Raw genomic sequence first — 20,957 nt, 5'->3', positions numbered from 1 at the left:
GTGCCCGTCAGCGACTCGCCGCCAGTCGACGGGTGTGCTCCTCCCACGCGGCGGTCAGCCGGTCGACGGCCGACTCGAGGGTGGCCGCCGACTCGGCGAAGGACAACCGCACGCCGCGATGGTGTCGGCCGTCCACGCACGCGTCGGCGCCGGGCAGGACCAGCACGCCGTACCGCGCGGCCAGGTGCGCGAACGTCGTACTGTCCGCGACCGGCAGGTCCGCCCACACCGACAGCCCGGCCTGCGGCGCCTGCACCCGCCAGGCCGGCAACTGACCGGCCAGCAGGTCCAGCAGCAGATCGCGGCGCTCGGTCAGTGCTCGACGCAGTTCCTCCTGCCAGTGCGCGTCGGCGGCTCGCAGCAGGCGGGCGGCGAGCACCTGCGCGGGTACGCTCGCCGCCGCGCCGGTCGCGCGGGTCCGGGTCAGCCGGCCGCGCAGCGTGTCCGGCGCGCGCAGCCAGCCCACCCGCAGGCCGGCCCAGAACATCTTGGACAGCGAGCCGAACGCGATCACCGTGTCGTCGTCGGCCGCGGCCGGCGGTACGGGAGGGGCACGGTCCGGTCCCAGGCCCAGTCCGGCCTGGGTCAGGTCCTCCACCAGCACCGCGTCCCGGGCGCGCCGCACCGTGAGCAGGGCGCGGCGGCGGAGCTCGGCCAGCGGAGCGCCGGTCGGGTCGTGCGCGGCCGAGGCGGCCAGGATCACCGGTGCGTGCAGCCGGGCGGCGGCCCGGTCCACGGCGGCCACGTCCAGACCCAGGGCGTCCACACCGACACCGATCGGCCGACCCCCGGCCGCCGTCACCGCCGCGGCCAGGCCGGGCGTGCCCGGGCAGCCGGTCAGGACCGCCCGTCCCGGTGACACCAGCGCCGCGAGCACCAGGGACAGCGCGTGCCGGGCACCGGCGGTGACGATCAACCGGTCGGGTGTGGTCGGCAGGCCCAGGTGCGTGGTGAGGTGGTCGGCCAAGGCCGCGCGCAGTTCGGGCAGGCCGCCCGGGGGCAGGCCGTGCCCGTCGTCCTGGGACAACACGAACGCGCCGTCCGCGGGCGGCAGATGCCCGGTCCCGGCGGGTACCGACAGGGACAGGTCGAGCACGTCGGCGTCGGCGACCAGGCGCCGCCGGACCGGGGCCGCGACCGGGGTGGGCGGATGCGTCCACCCGGGCCGGGGACACACGAACGTGCCCGCGCCCTGGCGCCGCTCCACCAGGCCGGCCTCGGCGAGCGTCTCGTAGCCGCGCACGACGGTGCCGCGGCCGACCCCCAGGGCGTGCGCCAACGGGCGCTCGGCGGGCAGCCGCGCGCCCGGGCCGGCGAGGCCGCGCTCGATCGCCTCGGCCAGCGACTCGGCGATCCGTCGATGGCGCGGTCCCGCGCGGGTGTGCCAGTCCTCCAGCGCGACGCGTACCCACCAGCTCGGATCCTGGTCCATTCACCCAGATTGGCACTGTCCCGGGAGTGGGACAACGGGCAGGCTCGTCGACGGGGCCGGCTCGTGGCTCGTGGTTCGTGGCCTGCCACGCCCGATCGTCGACCGCCGCCCCCGCTCCCCGTCGCCCGGTGAAAGGTGCCCATCGTGTCGGCCGCTCCCGCCCCCACCCTCGCCAGACGCTTCTGGGAGGCGATCGAACCCGTCCACGCCGTCGTGTACTTCGCGCCGGAACCGGCCGAGGCGGCCCGCGCGCTCGGGCTGATCGGGTGGTGGATGGGCTACTTCGCGGGTCGGCTCGCCCCGCTCGGCGCGGTCCGCGCCCCCGAGGCGAGCGCGCTGTGCTTCGCGTTCGCACCCGGCCGGGTGGCCCGTGCGCTGCCCGACGCGTGGGCGTACACGACGCCGGAGAAGATGCTCGACACCCGGATCGGCGCGGTCGAGACGGCGCTGGCCCGAAGCCTGCCGGCGGTGGGCGAACGGCACCTGGAGGACCTGGTCGACCTGCTGGAACGCGCGGTCGAGGGCTGCGGGTACGAAGGACGCGCGCTCGCCGCGGCGTGGGCGGGTGTGCGGCGCCCGGACGGGGTGGCCGGCCGGTTGTGGTTGGCGAGTACGGTCCTGCGCGAACACCGCGGCGACGGCCATGTGATCGCGGTCGCGCACGCCGGCCTGACCGGCATCGAGGCGGGCCTGACCCACGCCGCCACCGGCAACGTCCCGCGCGAACTGCTGCAGAGCACCCGGGGCTGGAGCGACGCGCAGTGGGAACAGGCGCGCCGCCGCCTGGTCGCCAAGGGCCTGCTGGACCGCGACTCGCGACTGACCAGGAGCGGCGGGGCGCTGCGCCGCGACGTGGAACACGCCACCGATCGACTCGCCGCCGACCCCGTCACGCTACTGGGCGAGGCCGGGGTCGAGGAGGCCATCCGGCTGGCCGCGCCGCTGGGCCGACACCTCGTGGACAGCGGCCTGATCCCGGTACCCAACCCGATCGGGGCACCCCGCCCATGACCACGCACCCCTATTCCCGGACCGCGTCGAACCCGCGCATTGGAACGGGACGGGCCGATCGCCGGGAGGCATCACCGCCGAGTGGAACGGTTCCGTACCCGAGCGCGTCCGTAGCAGGGGGAGTCGACGCAGATCTCCCGGGCCGCGACCCGGGTCGCCGGCCCGGACACCCGTCCGCGGTCATGTGCGGCCCGCCGGCCACGACCGAGCGGTTCGCCGGCCCCCGACCCGGGCCCGAGAGCCACGACACAGGGGGGAGATCCGTATCGCCATCGCCGAACCGGGGCGGATTGCCGAGGAGAGCACCGCGCCAGGCCCGGACGAGCCCGCGGAGGTCGGTGCACACGCTGCGGCTGAGGGCGGGGTCGGCGACGCCGCCGAGCGCGACGCTCCCGCGGCGGAGCCCGACGTCCCCCCGCCACCGCGTGGGGGCCGGCTGCGGCGACGGTGGCGGTCGTGGAGTCGCCGGCGGCGGATCACCGTGATCCTGCTGATCCTGGTGAGTCTGCCGCTGCTGCCGGTGGGCGCGGCCGCGCTGGCGCTGCGGCTGGAGTACGCGGGCGATCCGTCGGACCAGGCCCGCACCCGCGGCCGGGACGCGATCTGGCTCGGCCACGCGTGGGTGGACGGACGCAAGGGGGCGGCCGAACTGGCCGCACTGGCACAGCGGTTGCGGGGCACCGGCATCCACGACCTGTACGTGCACGCCGGGCCCCTGGAACACGACGGCACGCTGCCGCCCTCCGCCCACCCCGGGGCGCGGCAACTGGTGGACGCGGTCCACCGCGAACTGCCCGGCGTACGGGTGCAGGCCTGGCTCGGCGACATCGTCTCGCACGGCGGGCCCGGGCTGCGGCTGGAGCGCCCGCCGGTGCGCGCGGCGATCACCGCGTCGGCCGCGCAGATCCTGGACGCCGGCTTCGAGGGCGTGCACCTCGATCTGGAACCGGTGTGGTCCGGGAACGAGGACTTCCTGACCGTGCTCACCGCCACCCACGCGCTGACCCGTGCGCGCGGCGTCCCGCTGTCGGTCGCCGCCGCGCAGATCGATCCGCTGCCGTCCCTGCACAGCGTCTTCCAAGCGCTGCGCGATCACCCCAAGTGGTGGTCGCAGCGATACTTCGGCCAGGTCGCGCGGCGGGTCGACCAGATCGCGCTGATGTCCTATGACACCGCGATGCCGCTGGAGTCGCTGTACGGCGGCTACGTCGCGCAGCAGACCGAGCTCGCCCTGGAGGCGACGCCGGCCGGGGTCGACCTGCTGATGGGCCTGCCCGCCTACTACGCGAACAGTTGGGGTCATCACGGCTCGGCCGAGACGGTCGCGGCGGCGGTGCGCGGTGTCCGCCTGGGCCTGACCAGACACGACCCGCGCCGACCGAACTTCGGCGTCGCACTGTACGTCGACTTCGCCGCGACCGACACGGACTGGGCGTCCTACCGCCGGGATTGGTGTCGTCTCGACGGTCGAGCCGGGTGAGGCCGGGTGCCGAACGAGGTGTCCGATTGCCGCCGGCACCGTGTCCCGGCCGCGTCCACGCTGGAGGCATGACCACCACCGCGGATACCCGCACCTTCGTCGTCCGAGCGATCCCCGCCGAGCTCCTCGCCTCGGTCCGGGCCACCGGCCTGGACGTCTCCGGCCACCCGGTCGAATCGCACACGGCCGGCGGCGGCGAACCGTTGCGCTGCTGCCTGCGCGACGCCGAGCCGGGCGAGCGGCTCATGTTGTTCGGCTACGAACCGCCGCTCCCGGCGAGCCCGTACCGCGAGATCGGCCCGGTCTTCGCGCACGCCGACGCCTGCCCCGGCCCGAGCACCGACGCCTACCCGCCCCAGTGGCGGGCCCGGCCCCAGGTCTTTCGCGCCTACGACGCCCGGGGACGGATCCACCCCACCTCACGCCTCCACGACACCGACAACCCCGAGCCCGCCCTCGCCGAGATCCTCGCCGACCCCGAGGTGACCGAGATCCACTGCCGCAACATCACCTACGGCTGCTACATGTCCACCATCGTCCGCCCGTCCACCCCCGACCGCTGATCCCACGACCGGATCCCCGGTGGCGCTCGCCCCCGGCGCCGGGGGCGAGCGCCCGGCGCCGGCGCGTCCACCGGGGCGGCGACACCGTCGCGCCGGTCTCGGCCACGCCCGGGACGATCACCGTGTCGGGCCGGATTCCGTACCGGCCCGCGCGCGGGCGGCTCCGAGCCGATCGCTACCGTACGCGGATGGACAACGCAGTCGTGCGGAGCCCGTCGGCCCAGGTCGCGGCGCACACCGCCGCTCCCGGTCCGGGCCGTGTCCGGGGCGCCGCCCAGGTGGTCACCGACATCCTCCAGCCGCGCAACACCATCCTTGCCGGACTGTCCGGTTTCGGTGCGCTCGTCGCCCACTCGTGGACCGGCGCCGGATGGGGTCTGTTCGCGGCACTGTGCGCGGGCATCGTTCCGGCCGGGTACATCGAGTGGGAGCGTCGCCGCGGTACCTGGGGCGACCGGCACGTGGTGGACCGCCGGCAGCGTCCGCGCATCTTCGCGGTGATCCTGGCCTCGATCGGCATCGGCGCGGCGGTCATGCTCGGCGCCGGCGCGCCGTCCCGGCTGGTGTTCGCGATGTTCGCGCTGTGGGGCATGACGGTGGTGCTGCTGGTGGTGAACGCGGCGTGGAAGATCAGCGTCGACTGCGCGGTCGCGTCCGGCATCGTCGCGTTGCTCGCCGTCGCGGGCGGACCGTGGTGGTCGACCGGTTATCTCGCGGTCGGCGTCGTGTGCTGGTCGCGTGTCGCACTGCGTCACCACACCGTCGCGCAAGCCGTGGCTGGTGCGCTCTTGGGCGCCGCCACCGGGGCATCTCTGGTTTTCGGCTGACCGATAGCGGTACATATCGGGCGGCCATCGACCCTCTCTATGGCGCACGTCACATGCCGGGTACCGATGGTCAGGAGGTCGTACGCACCGTAAACCGTCTTTTCACGATTCCTGCCCTGAGTAATCGAATACCCACTATATGTCATCGATTCGGGCACAATGCGTACGCTTCTCGGGACTTTAGGTCCCGATATTCCACCCTTCCGCCCTGATTCTTCTGTTTCGGCGAAACGTGATGTTTGGATCCGAGTCGAGGGTGTGCGTAGTTTGGTGCTTCGCCACACCGGTCCGGTGCTCGGCGAAATGGTCTCCCGGTTCGCCGAATCCTGCCGCCGGAGCGAGGCCACGGTACGAAACCCGAAAGGCAGGAGCGGGGGAACCAAGTGGAATGCCGTCCCGGGCGTCCGTGACACGGACGCCCATGACGACGGCTTGGGGTGAAGCCGTGCCCGTCCCTTCCTCAGGAGGGCCGAACACGGCCGGGCGAGACTCTCCAGCCCGAATCCGACAGCTCACTTCGTAGGCGTGGGAGAAGGAAAAATCTTCGTGCAGTCGTTCATCACCCCTGCCCGCATGCCCAAGAAGACGCGTCTCGCGCTGACCCTCGGCATGGCCGGCGCGATCGTCGCCGCCCCGCTGGTCACCGGTCTCGCCACCGCCAACGCCGCCTCCGTCTCCACCTGGGACAAGGTCGCCATGCTCGAGAGCTCGGGCAACTGGCACATCAACACCGGCAACGGTTTCTACGGTGGTCTGCAGTTCACCATCAGCACCTGGAACGAGTTCGGCGGTCAGCAGTACGCCCCGCGTGCCGACCTGGCCACCAAGGACCAGCAGATCGCCATCGCCGAGAAGGTTCTCGCCGTACAGGGTCCCGGCGCCTGGCCGAACACCTCCGGCCCGGCGGGCCTGACCAAGGGCAGCGCCGCGCCGGCCGTCTCGCCCGGCACCAAGTCCACGGTCAAGGTCACCCCGAAGGCCGCCGAGAAGCCGGCCGAGTCCGCTCCGGCCCCGAAGATCGAGGTCGTCCCGGCGGCCGCCGCGAAGTCCGCGTCGACCAGCACCTCGTACTCCGTGGTCAAGGGCGACACGCTCTCCAAGATCGCCGCCGCCAAGGATGTCGAGGGCGGCTGGCACAAGCTGTACGCCGACAACCGCTCGGTGATCGGTGGCAACCCGAACGTCATCCAGATCGGTCAGAAGCTCTCGCTCTCCGGTAAGGCCTCGGCCTCGACCGAGTCCGGCAGCACCAAGACCGAGACCGCTCCGGCCGCGCCGAAGACCGAGACCAAGACCACGGCGTCCGTGAAGGTCGCGCCGAAGGTCGAGGTCAAGGAGAAGGCCCCGGTCGCGGCCAAGGAGTCCTCGGCCAAGGCCGAGTCCACCACGGCCAACGCGTCCGGTTACGTCGCTCCCGTGAAGGGCGGCCTGGGCACCGCGTTCGGCACCGGCGGCAAGCTGTGGTCCAGCGGCAGCCACACCGGCCAGGACTTCGTGGCCGCCACCGGCACCTCGGTGAAGGCGATCACCTCGGGCACCGTGGTCAAGGCCGGCAACGGCGGCGCCTACGGCAACGAGATCGTGATCAAGCACGCGGACGGCAAGTACTCGCAGTACGCCCACCTGTCCAGCATCGGCGTGCGTGTCGGCGCCACGGTGAGCACCGGTCAGCAGATCGGCCTCTCCGGCGCGACCGGCAACGTGACCGGCCCGCACCTGCACTTCGAGATCCGCACCACGCCGAACTACGGCAGCGGCATCAACCCGGTCACCTACCTGCGCGCGCACGGCGTCAACCTCTGAGCCGAGCGTCATCAGGCGGTAACCACACCGCGATAGCCACACCAACGCGGTAGCCGTACCAGGGCCGGGCCCGTCGACCGAGTGTCGACGGGCCCGGCCCTTTTCGGCGTCCCCACCCCTGCGGACGCCGAAGTCTCCGGCGGATCGCGCCGATCAGCCGCGCGCCGGGTAGCGCTTGGGCAGCGACAGCCCACGTGCGGCCATCAACTCCCGCAGCCGGTCAGGGTAGTCGGTGATCAGACCGTCCACGCCGTCGTCCATCAGCTTGGCCATGGTCGCCGGGTCGTCGACGGTCCACGGCACGACCTTGATGCCCGACGCGTGTGCCCGGGCGACCATGTCGCGGGTCACGTAGGGACGGTAGTTCGGGTCGGTGACCTTGCCGTCCTGCGGGAAGCCGTGCACGGGCGAGAACGTGCCGGCGCCGAACGAGGAGATCGCGCGCAGCGGATCGCCGTCGAAGTCGTCGATGTCCAGGCCGCCCAGCCAGGGCGAGGCGCCGGGCTTGCCGACCTGGAGGAAGTCGTAGTTGGTCAACGCGACCAGGGGCAGGCGCGGTTCGACCTGCCGCATGCGCTTGAGCGCGCCCCAGTCGAAGCTCTGCACGGTGACCTGGCGCAACAGCCCGGCCCGGCGCACCTCGCGCGCCACGACCTGTACGAACTGCTCGCGCGGCGCGGTCTCCTGCGGCGCGCCGGCCTCGACCTTGGTCTCCACGTTGAGCTTCACGCCGCGCGCGTGCCGGCGGTTGACCAGGTCGAACACCTCGGTGAGCAGCGGCATTCGGGCTCCGGGCGAGGTGGTCTGCGCGGGGAAGCCGGGGAACTGCCGCGATCCGCAGTCCAGCGTGCGGACCTGCGCCAGGCTGAGCGTGTTGACGTACTTGCCGACGTAGGGGAACTCCGGGTCGCCGGCGCGTACCGGCTTGGTGTCCGCGCACTTGCGTCCGTCGACCTTGCGGTCGTGGGTGACCACGGCCCGGCCGTCCTCGGTGATCTGGACGTCCAGTTCGAGCGTGGACACCCCCAGGTCCAGACCCTTGGCGAAGGACGCGAGCGTGCTCTCCACGGTCAGCCCGAGACCGCCTCGGTGCGCCTGGAGGTCGAAGGACTTGCGGTGGTGGCCACCGTGACGATCCGCGGCGGCGGCCGTTCCCGGGGCGGCGACAACGGCGGCCCCGGCCAGGATCGCGGCCGTGACGGTCTTCCATCCGGACATGGACGTCTCCTTCTCGCTCCGGTCGACGACGATCGACCGTCGACGCCCACACCCTGGCCCGCGCGAAGTGATGCGCGGGGAGTCGGATCATGGCGGTCGGGCGAAGAAGAGACGAAGAAGTGGCGAAGTACCCGGACGCAAGCGTGAATCCGGGCCCGAGCCGGAATCCGGACCGGCCCGGGCTCGCATCCGAACCCGGCCCGAGTGGAACCGCAGTCGCCCGGCGGGCGCCTCGATCCAGGCGCCGCACCGAAGCGGCCGCTCAGCAACTCGCGTCGGATCCGTCGTCGGACCACCCGGGACGATGCGCGGCCAGCAGCCGGCCGGACGCGTCGTGCACGATCCGCCGGTCCTCGGCCGAGACGGCGGCGAAGAACGCGTCCTCGGCCGCGCTCAGCAACCGGGTGCTCTCCGCGACCAGTTCGCGTCCGGAGGCGGTGACCTGGATGACGTGCCGCCGTCGGTCGTGCGGGTTGCGCCGACGCTCGGCGAAGCCGCGCTCCTCCAGATCGTCGAGTACGCCGACCAGGACGTTGGGGTCGATCCCGAGCAGTCGGCTGACGTCCTGCTGGGACAACGACTCGTAGGTCAGCAGGGTCTCCAGCACATGCACGTGCTTGGTCTTGACGCCCAGCGAGGAAAGCGTCTGATCGGCGAGCGCCAACAGGAGATCGGCCAGCTTGACCAGCCGGTACCCGGTCCGTGCTCCCATCGGCGGCCGCCCGGTGTTGGGTCGGTCCGTCATGTCCACATGTTAGCGGTCCGCGAACATATGTCATCTAGACGAAAGGCTTTGCATATCGTATGTTCCACATACGATCCATCGACTCTACGGAAGGGTTCGGCGATGTTCGCTGCCCTGGCCCGCCTGACCACCGCCCGGCCCCGGCTCTTGTTGATCACGGCCCTGTTCCTGCTGATCGGCGCCGGACTGCTCGGCCGCGGCGTCGGCGACCACCTGCTCGGCGGCGGTGCCGTCGACCCGAACTCGGCCTCGGCCCGTGCCGCGACCGCCCTCGACCGCGACTTCCCCGGCAGCCGCCCCAACCTGGTCCTCCTGGTCGGCGCCGACCGCCCCCTTGACGCACCCGAAGTCGCGCTCCAGGCAAAGGAGTTGACCGACCGACTCGGCGCCGAACCCGATGTCGCCGGGGTGGTCTCCTATTGGAACGGCGGCGCACCGACCCTGCGCACCGCCGACGGCCGACACGGACTCGTCCTGGCCCACGTCCGGGGTGAGGAGACCGCCGCCTCCGACACGTTCGAACGCCTGGCCGCCGACTACCGAGGCACCCGAGGCGCGCTGAAGGTCGAACTCGGCGGCAGCGTCGCGGTGCGCCACGACATGCAGAAGACCATCTCCGAGGACCTGGTCCGCGCCGAACTGATCGCGCTGCCGATCACCCTGCTGATCCTGATCCTGGTCTTCGGCAGCCTGGTCGCCGCGCTGCTGCCACTGGGCGTCGGCATCCTGGCCATGGTCGGCACCAACGCGGTGCTGCGCATGGTCTCCTCGGTCACCGACGTCTCGGTGTTCGCGCAGAACCTGACCACCGTGCTGGGCCTGGGCCTGGCCGTCGACTACGGCCTGTTCGTGGTCCGCCGCTACCGCGAGGAACTCGCCGCCGGCGCCCCGCCGATCCGCGCCGTGACGGTGATGCTGAACACCGCCGGGCGCACCGTGGTCTTCTCCGCACTCACCCTCGCCGTCTCCCTGGCCGCGATGCTCGTCTTCCCGCAGTACTTCCTGCGCTCGTTCGCGTACGCCGGAATCCCGGTCGTACTGCTCGCCGCGTTCGGCGCGCTGGTGATCCTGCCCGCCGCGCTGGTCCTGCTCGGCGACCGGGTGGACAGGGGCGACCTGCGCGTGCCGCTGCGCCGACTCGTCGGCCGGGCGCGGCCCGTGCGCCCGGCCGCGCCGCACGCGCAGCCGGAGAGCCGCTGGTATCGGATCTCCCAGGCGATCATGCGCCGGGCGCCGATCGTCGCCGTCCTCACCACCGGCGTTCTGGTCGCGCTCGGACTGCCTTTCCTGGGCGTGCAGTTCGGCACCGGCGACGATCGCCAACTGCCGAAGTCGGCCGAATCCCGGCAGGTCCAACAGGTGATCCGGGACCAGGTGGACGGACGCCCCACCGGCGCGATCGAGATCGTGGTGGGCGCGGCGCGGCAACCCGACGGCACCGCCGACTACAGTGCCCGACTGTCCGCGATCGACGGTGTGGCCCGCGTGGTCGGGCCCGCAGGCACCTTCGAGCACGGTGCCCGCAGCGCGGCCCCGGGTCCGGCCGAGGCCGGTCGGCGAGCCGCCGGCAGCGCGTACATCTCGGTGGTGCCCGCCGTCGAGGACCTCTCCGCCGCCGGTCAGGATCTGGTGCGCGAGGTGCGGGCCGTGCCCGCGCCCGGGCCGGCCCTGGTCGGCGGACAGAGCGCCGAGCTGGTCGACGCCAAGCACGCGATCGGCAGCCGACTGTGGCTCGCCGGCGGCCTGATCCTGCTCACCACGTTCGTCCTGGTCTTCCTGCTCACCGGCAGCGTGGTGCTGCCGATCCTGGCGATCGTGTTCGCCGCGCTGAGCCTGACCGCGATGTTCGGCGCGGTGGTGTGGGTGATCCAGGACGGCCACCTGTCCGGCCTGCTCGACTTCACCCCGACCGGGTCGATCGAGACCGCGCTGCCGGTGCTGATGTTCTGCATCGCGTTCGGACTGTCCATGGACTACGGCGTGTTCCTGATCTCCCGGATCAAGGAGGAGCACGACCGCACCGGCGACCACCGGGGCGCGGTCGCCACCGGACTGGCGCGCACCGGCGGCATCATCACCGCCGCGGCGTGTGTCCTGGCGGTGGTGATGTTCGCGATCGGCACCTCGCGGGTGACCAACACGATGATGCTCGGCGGCGGACTCGCGCTGGCCGTCCTGGTCGACGCGTTCGTGGTGCGCAGCCTGCTCGCGCCGGCGGTGTTGGCCCTCACCGGCCGGGCCACCTGGTGGGCGCCCGGGCCGCTGCGCCGGCTGCACGATCGCTTCGGACTCTCCGAGGGCGGCCCGGTCGAGCCGCCGACCGTGCCGGAGCCGCGCGTGCCGGTGCCCGCATCCTGAACGGACCGGGCGCCGGGCGGGGCCGATTCCGGCCCTCCCGGCGCCCGATTTCCGACCGCGGCTTGAGAACACCCCATCAAGCCCGGCCGGTGCCCGATGCCGACCGGCTCATCGGCGGTACAGCACCGCCTCCGGCGCCGCCGCGGTCAACGTGACCGGCTTCTCGGGACGGACCGGCACTGCCCGCCCGGGTCGGTCGTCCTCGCCCAGCAGGAACGCCCGATTGACCCCGTTCACCGTGACCGTGGTGCCCGGGTCGACACCCGCCACCGTTCGGATCGCCACCACCTCGACGATGTCCGACGCCCGCGTCCCGTGCGGGAGTCGTACCGTGGTCGCCGCCGGATCGTCGCGCTGCAGCGACCAGTCCACCCGCCCGCGGTCCGAGCGGTACAGGGTCGGGTCGCCCTTGATCCGCACACCGAGCGCGACACCGGCCCAGCCGGCCGCGCCGGGCGGCGGTGCCGAGGTGGTCTTGCGGACCACCGCGTACAGGTAGTCCCGGGGGTCGGCGATCAGCGTCGTGGTGTCCGCCGGCGGGTCGGCGACGACCCGGCCCTCGCGGCGCACCTCGTCGGTCATCACCGGATACACCCACGGGTGCCGGTCCACCATCTCCTCGCGCGCGGTCTTCTTCGGATCGACCAGCCGCTCGACCGCCGCCGGCGCGAACCGCATCGGGTTGTCCACGACGTCGCACAGGTTGTTGTTCAGCGTGCACGTCTGCAGCAGCGGGTGGCCGTCCTCGTAGCGGCCGGCGAACAACTTCGTGCCGTGGTCGGGCGACTGGAAGTACGCGGTGCCCGGCACCGCCTTGCCTCGGCCGTCCACCTCGACGCGGTAGGCCCACTCGATGTCGGTGGTGCGGCCCCAGCGGGCCATCAGCGCCGGTGTCGAGGTGCCGCCGTCCTCGTTGCTCCACACGATCGTGTAGGTCAGCACCCGGTTCCCGGCGGTCGCCGCCGGGGTCTCCTGGTACCAGGCCGACACCGGCGTGTCGGAGACCGCGTTCTGGAACGGGCCGGTCGCCCCGCCGGGCACACCCGGGATGCCGCGGCCGTACAACACGGGCGCGTTCGCGGCCACGGCGTGCTCGCGGTCCGTCGTGGCGATGGTCTCGGTGCGCAGCCGGGAGACCCGGACCACCGATCCGGCCGGCGACGAGCGATCGGCCGCATAGCTCAGCGTCAGTTTGTGCCGGCCCCTGCGCAGCGCGCCGAGGGCGAAGCTACGCTCGGTGGGCGTGGCGCCGAAGACCACCACGTCACCGGCGGGCCGCCCGTCGACGAGCAGTTGCAGCACCGCCGACTCCTTGCCCGGCGTACCCCAGTCGAGGCCCGGTGCCGCGACGGTGAGCGTCACCAGGGCCTCGCCGTCGCGTCCGGTGCGGAACGGCACCACCACCGGGCGGTCGTCGCGGTGCACCCCGAAGGTGCCGTGCGCGCCCGCCGATCGGTCCGCCTCGGCGGCCTGCGCGGACGGGACCGGGCCGACCAGTGCGGCCGAGGCGGCGAGTACGGCGGCACCGATCACGGATCGGCGCAGGCCATGGGTACGAGAACCAGCGAACACGAGCATCCCCCGAAGCACATCGGTGAGGCTGACCCGTCCACCGTGGTCGGCCGGCGGTGCGCGGGCCAACCCCCGGGCAGGCAAATTCCTCCAACCGTCACCGTCGGTCCGACGCCCCGACACGCCCCGGCCACGCAATCGGTGCCACGGCACGCCCCCGGCCGCGGCACGCCCGGTGTCCGATTCGTTCAAGACCGAGCGCGCTCGGCGGCCTAGCGTCGAGTCATGGACTGGATCACCCGAGACATGCTCGAGCGGGCCGAACGTTTCCTGTGGACGTCGGGACGGGTGCTGGAACAACGCCGTTTCGCATACCTGTTCGGCACAAAGGACGGCAAGGCCGAGCACGACGGGGCCGAGCACGACAGAGCGAGGGACCGCACGGGCGCCGGGCGTGGGAGCGGCAAGGTGGACGACGAACGGGCCGGAGTGCTGGCCGCGTTGTACGCCTACCGGAGCCCCGACGGCGGCTTCGCGTACGGCTTGGAACCGGACGTGCGCGGTCCCCTTCCGCAACCGGCCACGCTGCGCACCGCGATGCCGATCCTGGCCGAGACCGGCGCGCTGCGCAGTGCGGAGACGGCCCGACTCTGCGACTGGCTGGCGAGCGTGGCGACCGCGGCGGGCGGGGTGGCGCCGGCGTTCGCCGGCCTGCGCGACTATCCGCACCCGCCGTGGCTGGTGGTGCCGGACCCGCCGACCGCAGGCCTGATCCCGACCGGCTGGATCGTCGGGGCGCTGCTTCGCGCCGGCGTCGAGCACCCGTGGCTCCCGAGCGCGACACAGTTCTGCCGGACCGCCGTCGAGACTCTGGCCACCACCCATCCCTACGAGGTGGAGGCGGCCGTCACCTTCCTCGACGGCACACCGGATCGAGCGTGGGCCCGGCACCAGGCCGCGCGGCTGGGCGAACTGGTGCGGGAGCAGCGGCTCGTGCTGCTCGACCCGGCCCATCCGGAACAGGTCCGGCTCGCGCCGGGCTACGCGGTCGGCGAGTATCACCTGCCACACGACTTCGCGCCGTACCCGGACAGCCTGGCCCGGGACTGGTTCACCGATGCCGAACTGCGGGTCGGCCTACGGGCGCTGGTCCAAGCCCAGGAGGAAGACGGCGGTTGGCCGTTGCGCTGGGCCGAGTGGTCGCCCACCGTTCGGGCGGAGGCCCGGCCGGGCCTGACCATCGCGGCCCTGACCATCCTGCGGGCCTACGGGGAGGCGGTGCCGCCCAGGGCGGACTGAACGCATGTCGGGTCGGCGCAGGTCCGACCGGGCGCGGGCCGGGGGACCGCACGTGCGGCCGAGCACACGTACACCGCGCGTACGTCCGGCCCGGCGCCGGCCTCGAGTCCCGGCTCAGCAGACGGTGGCCCGCGCCCCGTCGATCAGCAGGGCCTGTCCGTCGCGCAGCGTGCGGTGCGGCACGCCGTGGGCACGATAGTCGGCCACGACGGCCGCGAGCAGCTCCGCCTCCGGGTGGCCGGGCGAGTCGATGTGCGGCACGACGGCGTGGTCGAGGACGGCCAACCCGTCCCAGGGGGCGGGTTCCCCGTACAGCGCGGTGACCGCGTCCGCGTCGTCGCACCGTTCGAGGCCGCGCAGGCTCGGTGCGAGCACGCACGCGCCGGCGCTGTACCCGGCGTACACCAGCGCGTCGCGGCGCAGCAGGTCGAGGAGGACGCGGTCCGCGCCGCTGCGGGCAAGCGCGTGGCGCAGCACGAACACGTTGCCGCCGCGTACCCAGACCGCCGCGAAGTCGGCGAGCACGGCGCCGACTTCGGCGAACGGGCGGTCGAAGAACGTGCGCAGGTCGAGTTCGCTCGGCCGCAGTCCCAGGGCGCGGAGGCCGGCGATTTCCTGGTCGACGCCGGCCGCGCGGACGCCGGCCGGCCGATCGTCGGTCGCGTTGGCGATCACCGCGATCCGAGCGCCCGCCGGCGGGTCGAGCAACGCGAGCAGACGGTCGGGGTGTTCGCCGAATCGGAACGAGGAGAGATACATCCGCATCATCGGACCCTAATACCGCGACCGGAGACCGGGTCCGCAGGGCGGTACCTCGAGACGGTGCGCCGGTCGACACCGGAGCACTCCGGCGGTCGCGACACTGCTCCATCGGGGTGGCGCACGCGGTTCGGGGTTCACCCGCGCGGGTCGATCGGCATGCGACCCCGTCCTCGGCAATCGCCGGGAATCACACAGCGAACGTGACACGACACGCTGCGTGGCCGAGCGTACGCATACCGCTCTCTTACGGTCGCAGCCCGTAAGGTCGCCGGCGTGACGCCTCTGGATCGCCGAAGCATGCTTCGCCGGCTCGCCCGGGCCGCCGCGCTGGGCGCTGCCGCCGGCGCGGCGGCGAGCGGGTGCGGCGACGGGTCCCCCCGCGCGTCGACACCCGCGTCCGCTCCGGCGTCCACGTCGGCCGGCGGCGGCAACAACCCGACGTCCGCCGCCGTTTCCGGTGCCCCGAGTGCCGCCGCCGGCGTCGGAGCGGGCCGGGAGCAGCCGCCGCTGCCTGCCGGTCTGCCGTTCGAGATCGGCTCGGGTCCACCGGATCGGCCCCAGGTGGCGCTGACCTTCCACGGGCAGGGCAGTGCGGAGACCGCCGACTCGCTGCTCGGCCTGATGGAGGCGGCCGGGGCACGCGGCACCGTGCTCGCGGTGGGCTCCTGGCTCGACGAACAGCCGCGGATGGCCCAGCGCGTGCTGACCGGCGGCCACGAACTGGGCAACCACACCATGCACCACGGCGACATCTCGTCGATGTCCGCCGATCGCACCTACGCCGAGATCGCCGACTGCGCCGACCGGCTCAACCGGCTCACCGGCTCGATCGGGCGCTGGTTCCGGCCCTCCCAGGCCAAGGACTGCACCCCCACCGTCGTCGCCCAAGCCCGCCGCGTGGGATACGCGCACTGCCTGGGCTACGACCTGGACTCACTCGACTTCACCGATCCCGGCGCCGCCACCGTCACCCGCACCGTGCTGAACGAGGTTCGGCCGGGCTCGGTGGTCAGCCTGCACTTCGGACACCCGGGCACCGTAGCCGCGATGCCCGCAATCCTCGACGGCCTACGGACCCGCGGACTGCGGGCGGTCACGATGTCGGAGCTCGTCACCTGATGACCACTCATCCCTTCCCCTCCCGCCGCCGCCCCGGCCGGACCTCGCTGTTCCTGGCGGGCTGTTGCCTGGTGGCGTCCGCCGCGTGCGGGTCCGCCACGAACGACGCGGCGAAACCCGAACCGGTCAAGTCCTCGATCGCCCCCGTCGACCCCGCACCCGCTCCCGCCGTACCGGTGGCGGAGAGCGCGAATCTGCTGCCCGGCATGCCGCCGCCGCTGGACCCGAACGACCTGTACGCGGCCGACCGCCCCGGCATGCTCGCGGACGTGGTCAAGGACTTCCCGTCCCGGGTGTACGTACCCAACACCGAGTCGAACACGGTCAGCGTGATCGACCCGACCACCTACAAGGTGATCGAGACGATCAAGGTCGGTCACCAGCCGCAACACGTGGTGCCCTCCTGGGACCTGAAGACCCTGTGGGTGAACAACGACCTGGGCGACACACTGACTCCGCTGGACCCGGCCACCGGCAAGGTCGGCACGCCGGTTCCGGTGGAGGACCCGTACAACCTCTACTTCACGCCGGACGGCAAGTACGCGGTCGTGATGGCCTCGATGGACCGCCAGGTGGTCTTCCGCGACGCGCACACGATGGCCGTGGTCAAGGCCATTCCCAGCGAGTGCGCGGGGGTCAACCACGCGGACTTCTCGCCCGACGGCAAGTACTTCATCGTCTCCTGCGAGTTCTCCGGCGAGCTGCTCAAGATCGACACCGCCGAGATGAAGCTGCTGGCCAAACAGAAGATCCCGATGTCCGGTGCGATGCCCCAGGACGTCAAGATCTCCCCGGACGGCCGCACCTGGTACATCGCCGACATGATGGCCGACGGCCTGTGGGTGCTCGACGGCGACACCTTCGGCAAGCCGACCAGGCTGCGCACCGGCAAGGGCGCGCACGGGCTGTACCCGAGCCGCGATTCCAAGAGCCTGTACATCTCCAACCGAGGTGAGGGCTCGATCTCGGTGCTCGACTTCGCCACCGGCGCGTTGACCGCCAAGTGGCACCTGCCCGGCGGCGGCAGCCCGGACATGGGCGGCGTCTCCGCGGACGGCAAGGTGTTGTGGCTCAGCGGGCGCTACGACTCCGAGGTGTACGCGATCGACACCACCGACGGCCATCTGCTCGCCCGTGTGCCCGTCGGCGCCGGTCCGCACGGGCTGTGTGTCTACCCGCAACCCGGCCGCTACTCGCTCGGCCACACCGGCGTCTTCCGCTGACCGAGGACGCGGTGCCGTGCCGAGACGGGCGGCGGGGTGCGACTCCCCGCCGCCCGCTCATCGCCGACTCGGGCGGGCCGGGCGGCCCGACCCGCGCTCGCCGAGATCCGGGTCGCCCGGTCCGGGGCCGTTCAGGACGAACGGACGTCCCGGGTCGAGCGCGTGTCGATCAGTACGGCCGCCACCGCGGCGGCGCCCAGCATGATGCCCGTGGCCACGACCAAGGCCACGCCGAATCCGTGCACGGTGCCCGCCGTGATCGTGTCCGGCCCGCCTTCGTGGGTGCGCAGATAGCTCGCGGTGACGCTGGTGGCGACGGTGTTGAACAACGCCGTGCCGAGCGCTCCGCCCACCTGTTGACCGGCGTTGAAGGTCGCCGCGGCGGTCCTGGACTGGCGGGCGACCATGTTGCGGCATCCGTGGTCGGCCGCGCTCCTGCAGCGACCCACCCTGGGCCCGAACGTGCTCGCCCGCATGGAGTTCCTCCAGGCTGCCCTGGTCCGAGCCGGCTTCACCGGCCGCCGGCTGAACTCGGCGACCTGGGCGCTGTACAACCACCTCATGGGCGCGACGGTGGCCCGGGCCGGCTTCGCGTTGTCCGTCGAGGACCGCGAGGCTGCCCAGCGGCAACTGCACGACCTGAGCGACCGATACCCGACGCTCAGCGCAAACGACTACATGCTCCAGGACGACTGGGACGCCACCTTCACCAGCGGCCTGGCCTACGTCCTCGACGGCATCACGACATCTTCCGACGCCGCGTCGGACGCGCCCTCCGCGACCTGAGGTGTGGCCCGTGTCCCGGCGGCGAGGGCCGGGACACCCGGCCGGCGGTCCCGGCGTGGCCGTGGTCGTGGTCGACTCGCGCAACGACGCGGCCCGGCCCCGGGGACGCGTGCCCGCCGCCGGGCACGTCCGGCCGCGCCGCGCTCGGGTGTCGCCCGCGCCTGCCGAGTGGGACGGGGCCCGGGCCGGGCACGGCGCACGCGGCTCCCCCCGTGTGGAGTCGCATGCGCCGAACTCGTCCCGGGCCCTGCGGCTTTCGGGCTCAGCCCGGTCCCGCACTCCCGTCGTCCACGCGGAACTCGGTGAGGAACTCGGCGAGATGGACCGCGCGCACCCGCGACTTGCGGCGGCGCAGGCCGGTGCGGAGTTGGCGCAGGCAGCCGGGATTGACCGCGACCACGACGTCGGCGCCGGTCGCCTCGATCGCGGTCAGCTTGCGGTCCAGGATCCGGCGGGACTCGGCCGGCCGCAGCAGCGCGTATGTGCCGGCCGCGCCGCAACATTCGGCGGCGCCCGGGGTTTCCACGAAGTCGGCTACCCGGGAGAGGAGTTCGCGCGGCCCCCGCCACACGCCCAGACCGTTGCGCAGGTGGCACGAGTCCTGGAGGGTGACCTTGATCCGACGCCCGGACGGCCCGCCCTCGGTGAGCGTGGCCGGGTCGATCGCCTCGGAGAGTTCGGTGACCCGGTCCCGGCCGAGTACGTCGGCCAGGTGCGCGGCGCAACCGCCGGAGGTGGTGACGATCCGGCCGGGCAGCCGTTCGCCCAGCCGGCGGGCGAGTGCGCGGCCCTTGTGCAGCTCGCCGTTGTGCGCGTGCAGAGCACCACAGCAGCCCTGGCCGTCGGGTACCGCCAGACCGGGCAGCAGGGTGCGCGCGGCGCGGGCCACCTTCGGGAACAGGGCCCGCTCGAAACAGCCCAGCATGAGCGAGGCACCGGCGCCGGTACTCGTGGCGGTACTCGTGGTCGTGCCGCCATCGAGACCGGGAGCCGGCGCGTCGGTCGTCACGGTGGGGGCCGGCGTCGTCGGCTTCGATCGCCCGGGTCCTCGGCCCGACGGCAATACGAACCGCCCCCATCCCATCGCCCTTACCACCGCCGGCATGCTCACCACGACCGTCAGCAGCCGGGCCAACGGCGGTCGACGCCGGCCGCGCCACTGGTGTTCGCGCCACTGTTCGAGCAGCGAGCCGTACGGCACGCCCGCCGGGCAGACCGGTTCGCAGGCCCGGCAGCCCAGACAGGCCGAGGACTGTTCGAGCAGGGTCGGGTCGTCGCCGTCCAGCCGACCGGTCTCCAGTGCCCGCATCAGGTTGATCCGGCCGCGCGGCGAGGACGCCTCGTCGCCGGTCTCGGCGTACGTCGGGCACGCGGGCAGGCAGAAGCCGCAAGAGATGCAGCGGGAGAGTTCCTCGGGATCGAACACACCGGTCATGAGCCGAGCTTTCCGGGATTGAGGATGTGGGCGGGATCGAAGGCGGTCTTGATCCGGCGCAGCAGATCCGTCTGGGCATCCCCCAGTTGGGCCCGCAGGTGGGGCAACTTGGCCGCGCCGACGCCGTGTTCGCCGGTGATCGTGCCACCCAGTTCGATCGCGGTGCGGAAGATGTCGTCGAACGCGGCGTGGGCGCGTTCGATCGACTCGGTGTCGTTCGGGTCGGCCACCACACAGGTCGGGTGCAGGTTGCCGTCGCCGGCGTGACCGAAGGTGGCGATGGTGACCGTGTGCCGGTCCGCGATGGCGTCGATCCGGTCGACCATCTCGGCGATCCGGGGCCGGGGCACGGTGGCGTCCTCCAGGATGGTGAGCGAGCCGAGCCGGGACAACGCGGGCAGTGAACAGCGGCGCGCGGTGAGCAGCGCCTCGGCGCCGGCCACGTCCTCGGCCAGGGTCCACTCGGTGGCGCCGGCCCGGTCGCACAGGTCGGCCATCCGGGCCAGGTCGTGACGTACCGCGTCCGGCGCGCCGTCGTCGCCGAACAGCAACAGCGCGCCCGCGTCCCGGCGCAGCCCCAGGTGGGCGAAGTCCTCGACCGCGCCGATGCAGCGCCGGTCCAGGAATTCCAGGGTCGCCGGGACGATGCCGGCGGAGAGGATGTCGGCGACCGCGCGGCCCGCGTGCGCCAGGTCGGGGAAGTAGGCGATGCCGGTGCCCGTGTCGGCGGGCGCGGGCAGCAGTGCCATGGTGATCTCGGTGATCACCGCGAGGGTGCCCTCCGAGCCGGTGAGCAGCCGGGTCAGGTCGTAGCCGGCCACGTCCTTCCAGAGTCGGCCGCCGGTGCGGATCACCTCGCCGGTGGGCAGCACCGCCTCCAGGCCCAGTACGTAGTTGCGAGTCACCCCGTACTTGAGCCCGCGCAGCCCGCCCGCGCAGGTGGCCACGTTGCCGCCGACGGTGGAGACCGTGCGGCTGCCCGGGTCGGGTGGGAACAGCAGGGCGTGCTCGGCGACCGCGCTCGCCAGTGCGGCCGTGGTGACGCCGGGTTCGACCACGGCGAGCAGTTCGGCGGGGCTGATCTCGCGGATCCGGTTCATCCGGGTGGTGACCAGGACGATGCCGCCGTCCAGGGCGACGGTGGCCGCGCACAGGTTGGAGCCCGCGCCCCGGGGGACGACCGGGATGCGGTGGTCGCTCGCCAGGCGCAGTACGGCGGCCACCTCGGCGGTGTCGGCGGGAAAGACCACGGCGTCCGGGAGCCGGTCGAACAGCGGCGTGGCGTCGCGCGCGTAGGGCACGAGATCACCGACGGCGTGCCGGACGTGTTCGGCGCCGACGATCGCGCCAAGGCGGTCGATCAGGTCCGTGGACAGGGGCATGC

The 20,957-nt window shown here is 72.7% G+C and carries 18 protein-coding genes and 1 riboswitch; of the genes, 10 read left to right on the top strand and 8 right to left on the bottom strand.

From position 1 onward, the window contains the following. Positions 1-7: 7 nt before the first annotated feature. Positions 8-1,432: a PLP-dependent aminotransferase family protein gene (locus ACIBSV_RS00475; protein WP_395858663.1), complete on the bottom strand. Its 1,425-nt coding sequence runs from the start codon at positions 1,430-1,432 to the stop codon at positions 8-10. 144 nt (positions 1,433-1,576) lie between these two features. On the opposite strand from ACIBSV_RS00475, the gene ACIBSV_RS00470 reads away from it, so the two are divergent. From ACIBSV_RS00470 to ACIBSV_RS00450, 5 genes are all read left to right on the top strand, one after another. Beyond that, a complete protein-coding gene (locus tag ACIBSV_RS00470) occupies positions 1,577-2,443 on the top strand; it encodes a hypothetical protein (RefSeq protein ID WP_395858662.1) in 867 nt (288 codons plus the stop codon). A 259-nt stretch (positions 2,444-2,702) separates the two neighbouring features. Next, a complete protein-coding gene (locus tag ACIBSV_RS00465) occupies positions 2,703-3,923 on the top strand; it encodes a hypothetical protein (protein WP_395859304.1) in 1,221 nt (406 codons plus the stop codon). Between the two features lie 68 nt (positions 3,924-3,991). Then, on the top strand, positions 3,992-4,486 hold the full coding sequence (locus ACIBSV_RS00460; protein WP_395858661.1) for a DUF1203 domain-containing protein: 495 nt from the start codon (positions 3,992-3,994) through the stop codon (positions 4,484-4,486). 188 nt (positions 4,487-4,674) lie between these two features. Beyond that, the gene (locus tag ACIBSV_RS00455) at positions 4,675-5,313 is read left to right on the top strand and encodes a hypothetical protein (RefSeq protein ID WP_395858660.1); all 639 of its coding nucleotides are present in this window, start codon (positions 4,675-4,677) and stop codon (positions 5,311-5,313) included. Positions 5,314-5,620: 307 nt separating this feature from the next. Further along, positions 5,621-5,854: riboswitch (cyclic di-AMP (ydaO/yuaA leader) on the top strand. Positions 5,855-5,886: 32 nt separating this feature from the next. Then, positions 5,887-7,116 carry a transglycosylase family protein gene (locus ACIBSV_RS00450; RefSeq protein WP_395859303.1) on the top strand — a complete coding sequence of 410 codons (1,230 nt, stop codon included), beginning with the start codon at positions 5,887-5,889 and terminating at the stop codon, positions 7,114-7,116. Between the two features lie 153 nt (positions 7,117-7,269). Here the strand turns inward: ACIBSV_RS00450 and ACIBSV_RS00445 are convergent, their stop codons facing one another. Together ACIBSV_RS00445 and ACIBSV_RS00440 are read right to left on the bottom strand one after the other, a co-directional pair. Then, a complete protein-coding gene (locus tag ACIBSV_RS00445; protein ID WP_395858659.1) occupies positions 7,270-8,334 on the bottom strand; it encodes a glycerophosphodiester phosphodiesterase family protein in 1,065 nt (354 codons plus the stop codon). 262 nt (positions 8,335-8,596) lie between these two features. Beyond that, positions 8,597-9,079, bottom strand: a complete 483-nt coding sequence (locus ACIBSV_RS00440) for a MarR family winged helix-turn-helix transcriptional regulator (RefSeq protein WP_395858658.1) — start codon at positions 9,077-9,079, stop codon at positions 8,597-8,599. 102 nt (positions 9,080-9,181) lie between these two features. Between ACIBSV_RS00440 and ACIBSV_RS00435 the strand changes: the two genes are divergently transcribed. Next, entirely contained in the window at positions 9,182-11,437 is a 2,256-nt protein-coding gene (locus ACIBSV_RS00435; RefSeq protein WP_395858657.1) for an MMPL family transporter, read from the top strand. 108 nt (positions 11,438-11,545) lie between these two features. Here the strand turns inward: ACIBSV_RS00435 and ACIBSV_RS00430 are convergent, their stop codons facing one another. Next, positions 11,546-13,015, bottom strand: coding sequence for a hypothetical protein (locus ACIBSV_RS00430; protein ID WP_395858656.1), 1,470 nt, complete (start codon positions 13,013-13,015; stop codon positions 11,546-11,548). A gap of 219 nt (positions 13,016-13,234) precedes the next feature. Here ACIBSV_RS00430 and ACIBSV_RS00425 point away from each other — a divergent pair, with 219 nt between their 5' ends. Further along, a complete protein-coding gene (locus ACIBSV_RS00425) occupies positions 13,235-14,248 on the top strand; it encodes a hypothetical protein (protein ID WP_395858655.1) in 1,014 nt (337 codons plus the stop codon). A 114-nt stretch (positions 14,249-14,362) separates the two neighbouring features. Here the strand turns inward: ACIBSV_RS00425 and ACIBSV_RS00420 are convergent, their stop codons facing one another. Then, a complete protein-coding gene (locus ACIBSV_RS00420; RefSeq protein WP_395858654.1) occupies positions 14,363-15,016 on the bottom strand; it encodes a Type 1 glutamine amidotransferase-like domain-containing protein in 654 nt (217 codons plus the stop codon). Positions 15,017-15,283: 267 nt separating this feature from the next. Between ACIBSV_RS00420 and ACIBSV_RS00415 the strand changes: the two genes are divergently transcribed. Both ACIBSV_RS00415 and ACIBSV_RS00410 read left to right on the top strand, forming a co-directional pair. Further along, positions 15,284-16,129, top strand: a complete 846-nt coding sequence (locus tag ACIBSV_RS00415; protein WP_395858653.1) for a polysaccharide deacetylase family protein — start codon at positions 15,284-15,286, stop codon at positions 16,127-16,129. After that, positions 16,129-17,352 carry a beta-propeller fold lactonase family protein gene (locus tag ACIBSV_RS00410; RefSeq protein WP_395858652.1) on the top strand — a complete coding sequence of 408 codons (1,224 nt, stop codon included), beginning with the start codon at positions 16,129-16,131 and terminating at the stop codon, positions 17,350-17,352. Before ACIBSV_RS00415 ends, ACIBSV_RS00410 begins: the two co-directional genes overlap by 1 nt. Before the next feature lie 131 nt (positions 17,353-17,483). Here the strand turns inward: ACIBSV_RS00410 and ACIBSV_RS00405 are convergent, their stop codons facing one another. Continuing rightward, a complete protein-coding gene (locus ACIBSV_RS00405; protein ID WP_395858651.1) occupies positions 17,484-17,759 on the bottom strand; it encodes a hypothetical protein in 276 nt (91 codons plus the stop codon). On the opposite strand from ACIBSV_RS00405, the gene ACIBSV_RS00400 reads away from it, so the two are divergent. Then, positions 17,758-18,138: a TetR/AcrR family transcriptional regulator C-terminal domain-containing protein gene (locus tag ACIBSV_RS00400; RefSeq protein WP_395858650.1), complete on the top strand. Its 381-nt coding sequence runs from the start codon at positions 17,758-17,760 to the stop codon at positions 18,136-18,138. The genes ACIBSV_RS00405 and ACIBSV_RS00400 overlap by 2 nt on opposite strands. A gap of 262 nt (positions 18,139-18,400) precedes the next feature. On the opposite strand, the gene ACIBSV_RS00395 is transcribed toward ACIBSV_RS00400, so the two are convergent. After that, a complete protein-coding gene (locus tag ACIBSV_RS00395) occupies positions 18,401-19,573 on the bottom strand; it encodes a (Fe-S)-binding protein (RefSeq protein WP_395858649.1) in 1,173 nt (390 codons plus the stop codon). Then, positions 19,570-20,955: an FAD-binding oxidoreductase gene (locus ACIBSV_RS00390; RefSeq protein ID WP_395858648.1), complete on the bottom strand. Its 1,386-nt coding sequence runs from the start codon at positions 20,953-20,955 to the stop codon at positions 19,570-19,572. The genes ACIBSV_RS00395 and ACIBSV_RS00390 overlap by 4 nt, the downstream gene beginning before the upstream one ends. Between the last annotated feature and the right edge of the window lie 2 nt (positions 20,956-20,957).

Source organism: Embleya sp. NPDC050154, assembly GCF_044460165.1.
In the GTDB taxonomy this organism is placed as follows: Bacteria; Actinomycetota; Actinomycetes; order Streptomycetales; family Streptomycetaceae; genus Embleya.
Note: the sequence above shows the minus strand (reverse complement) of the source record. Positions and strands in the feature narration are given on the sequence as shown.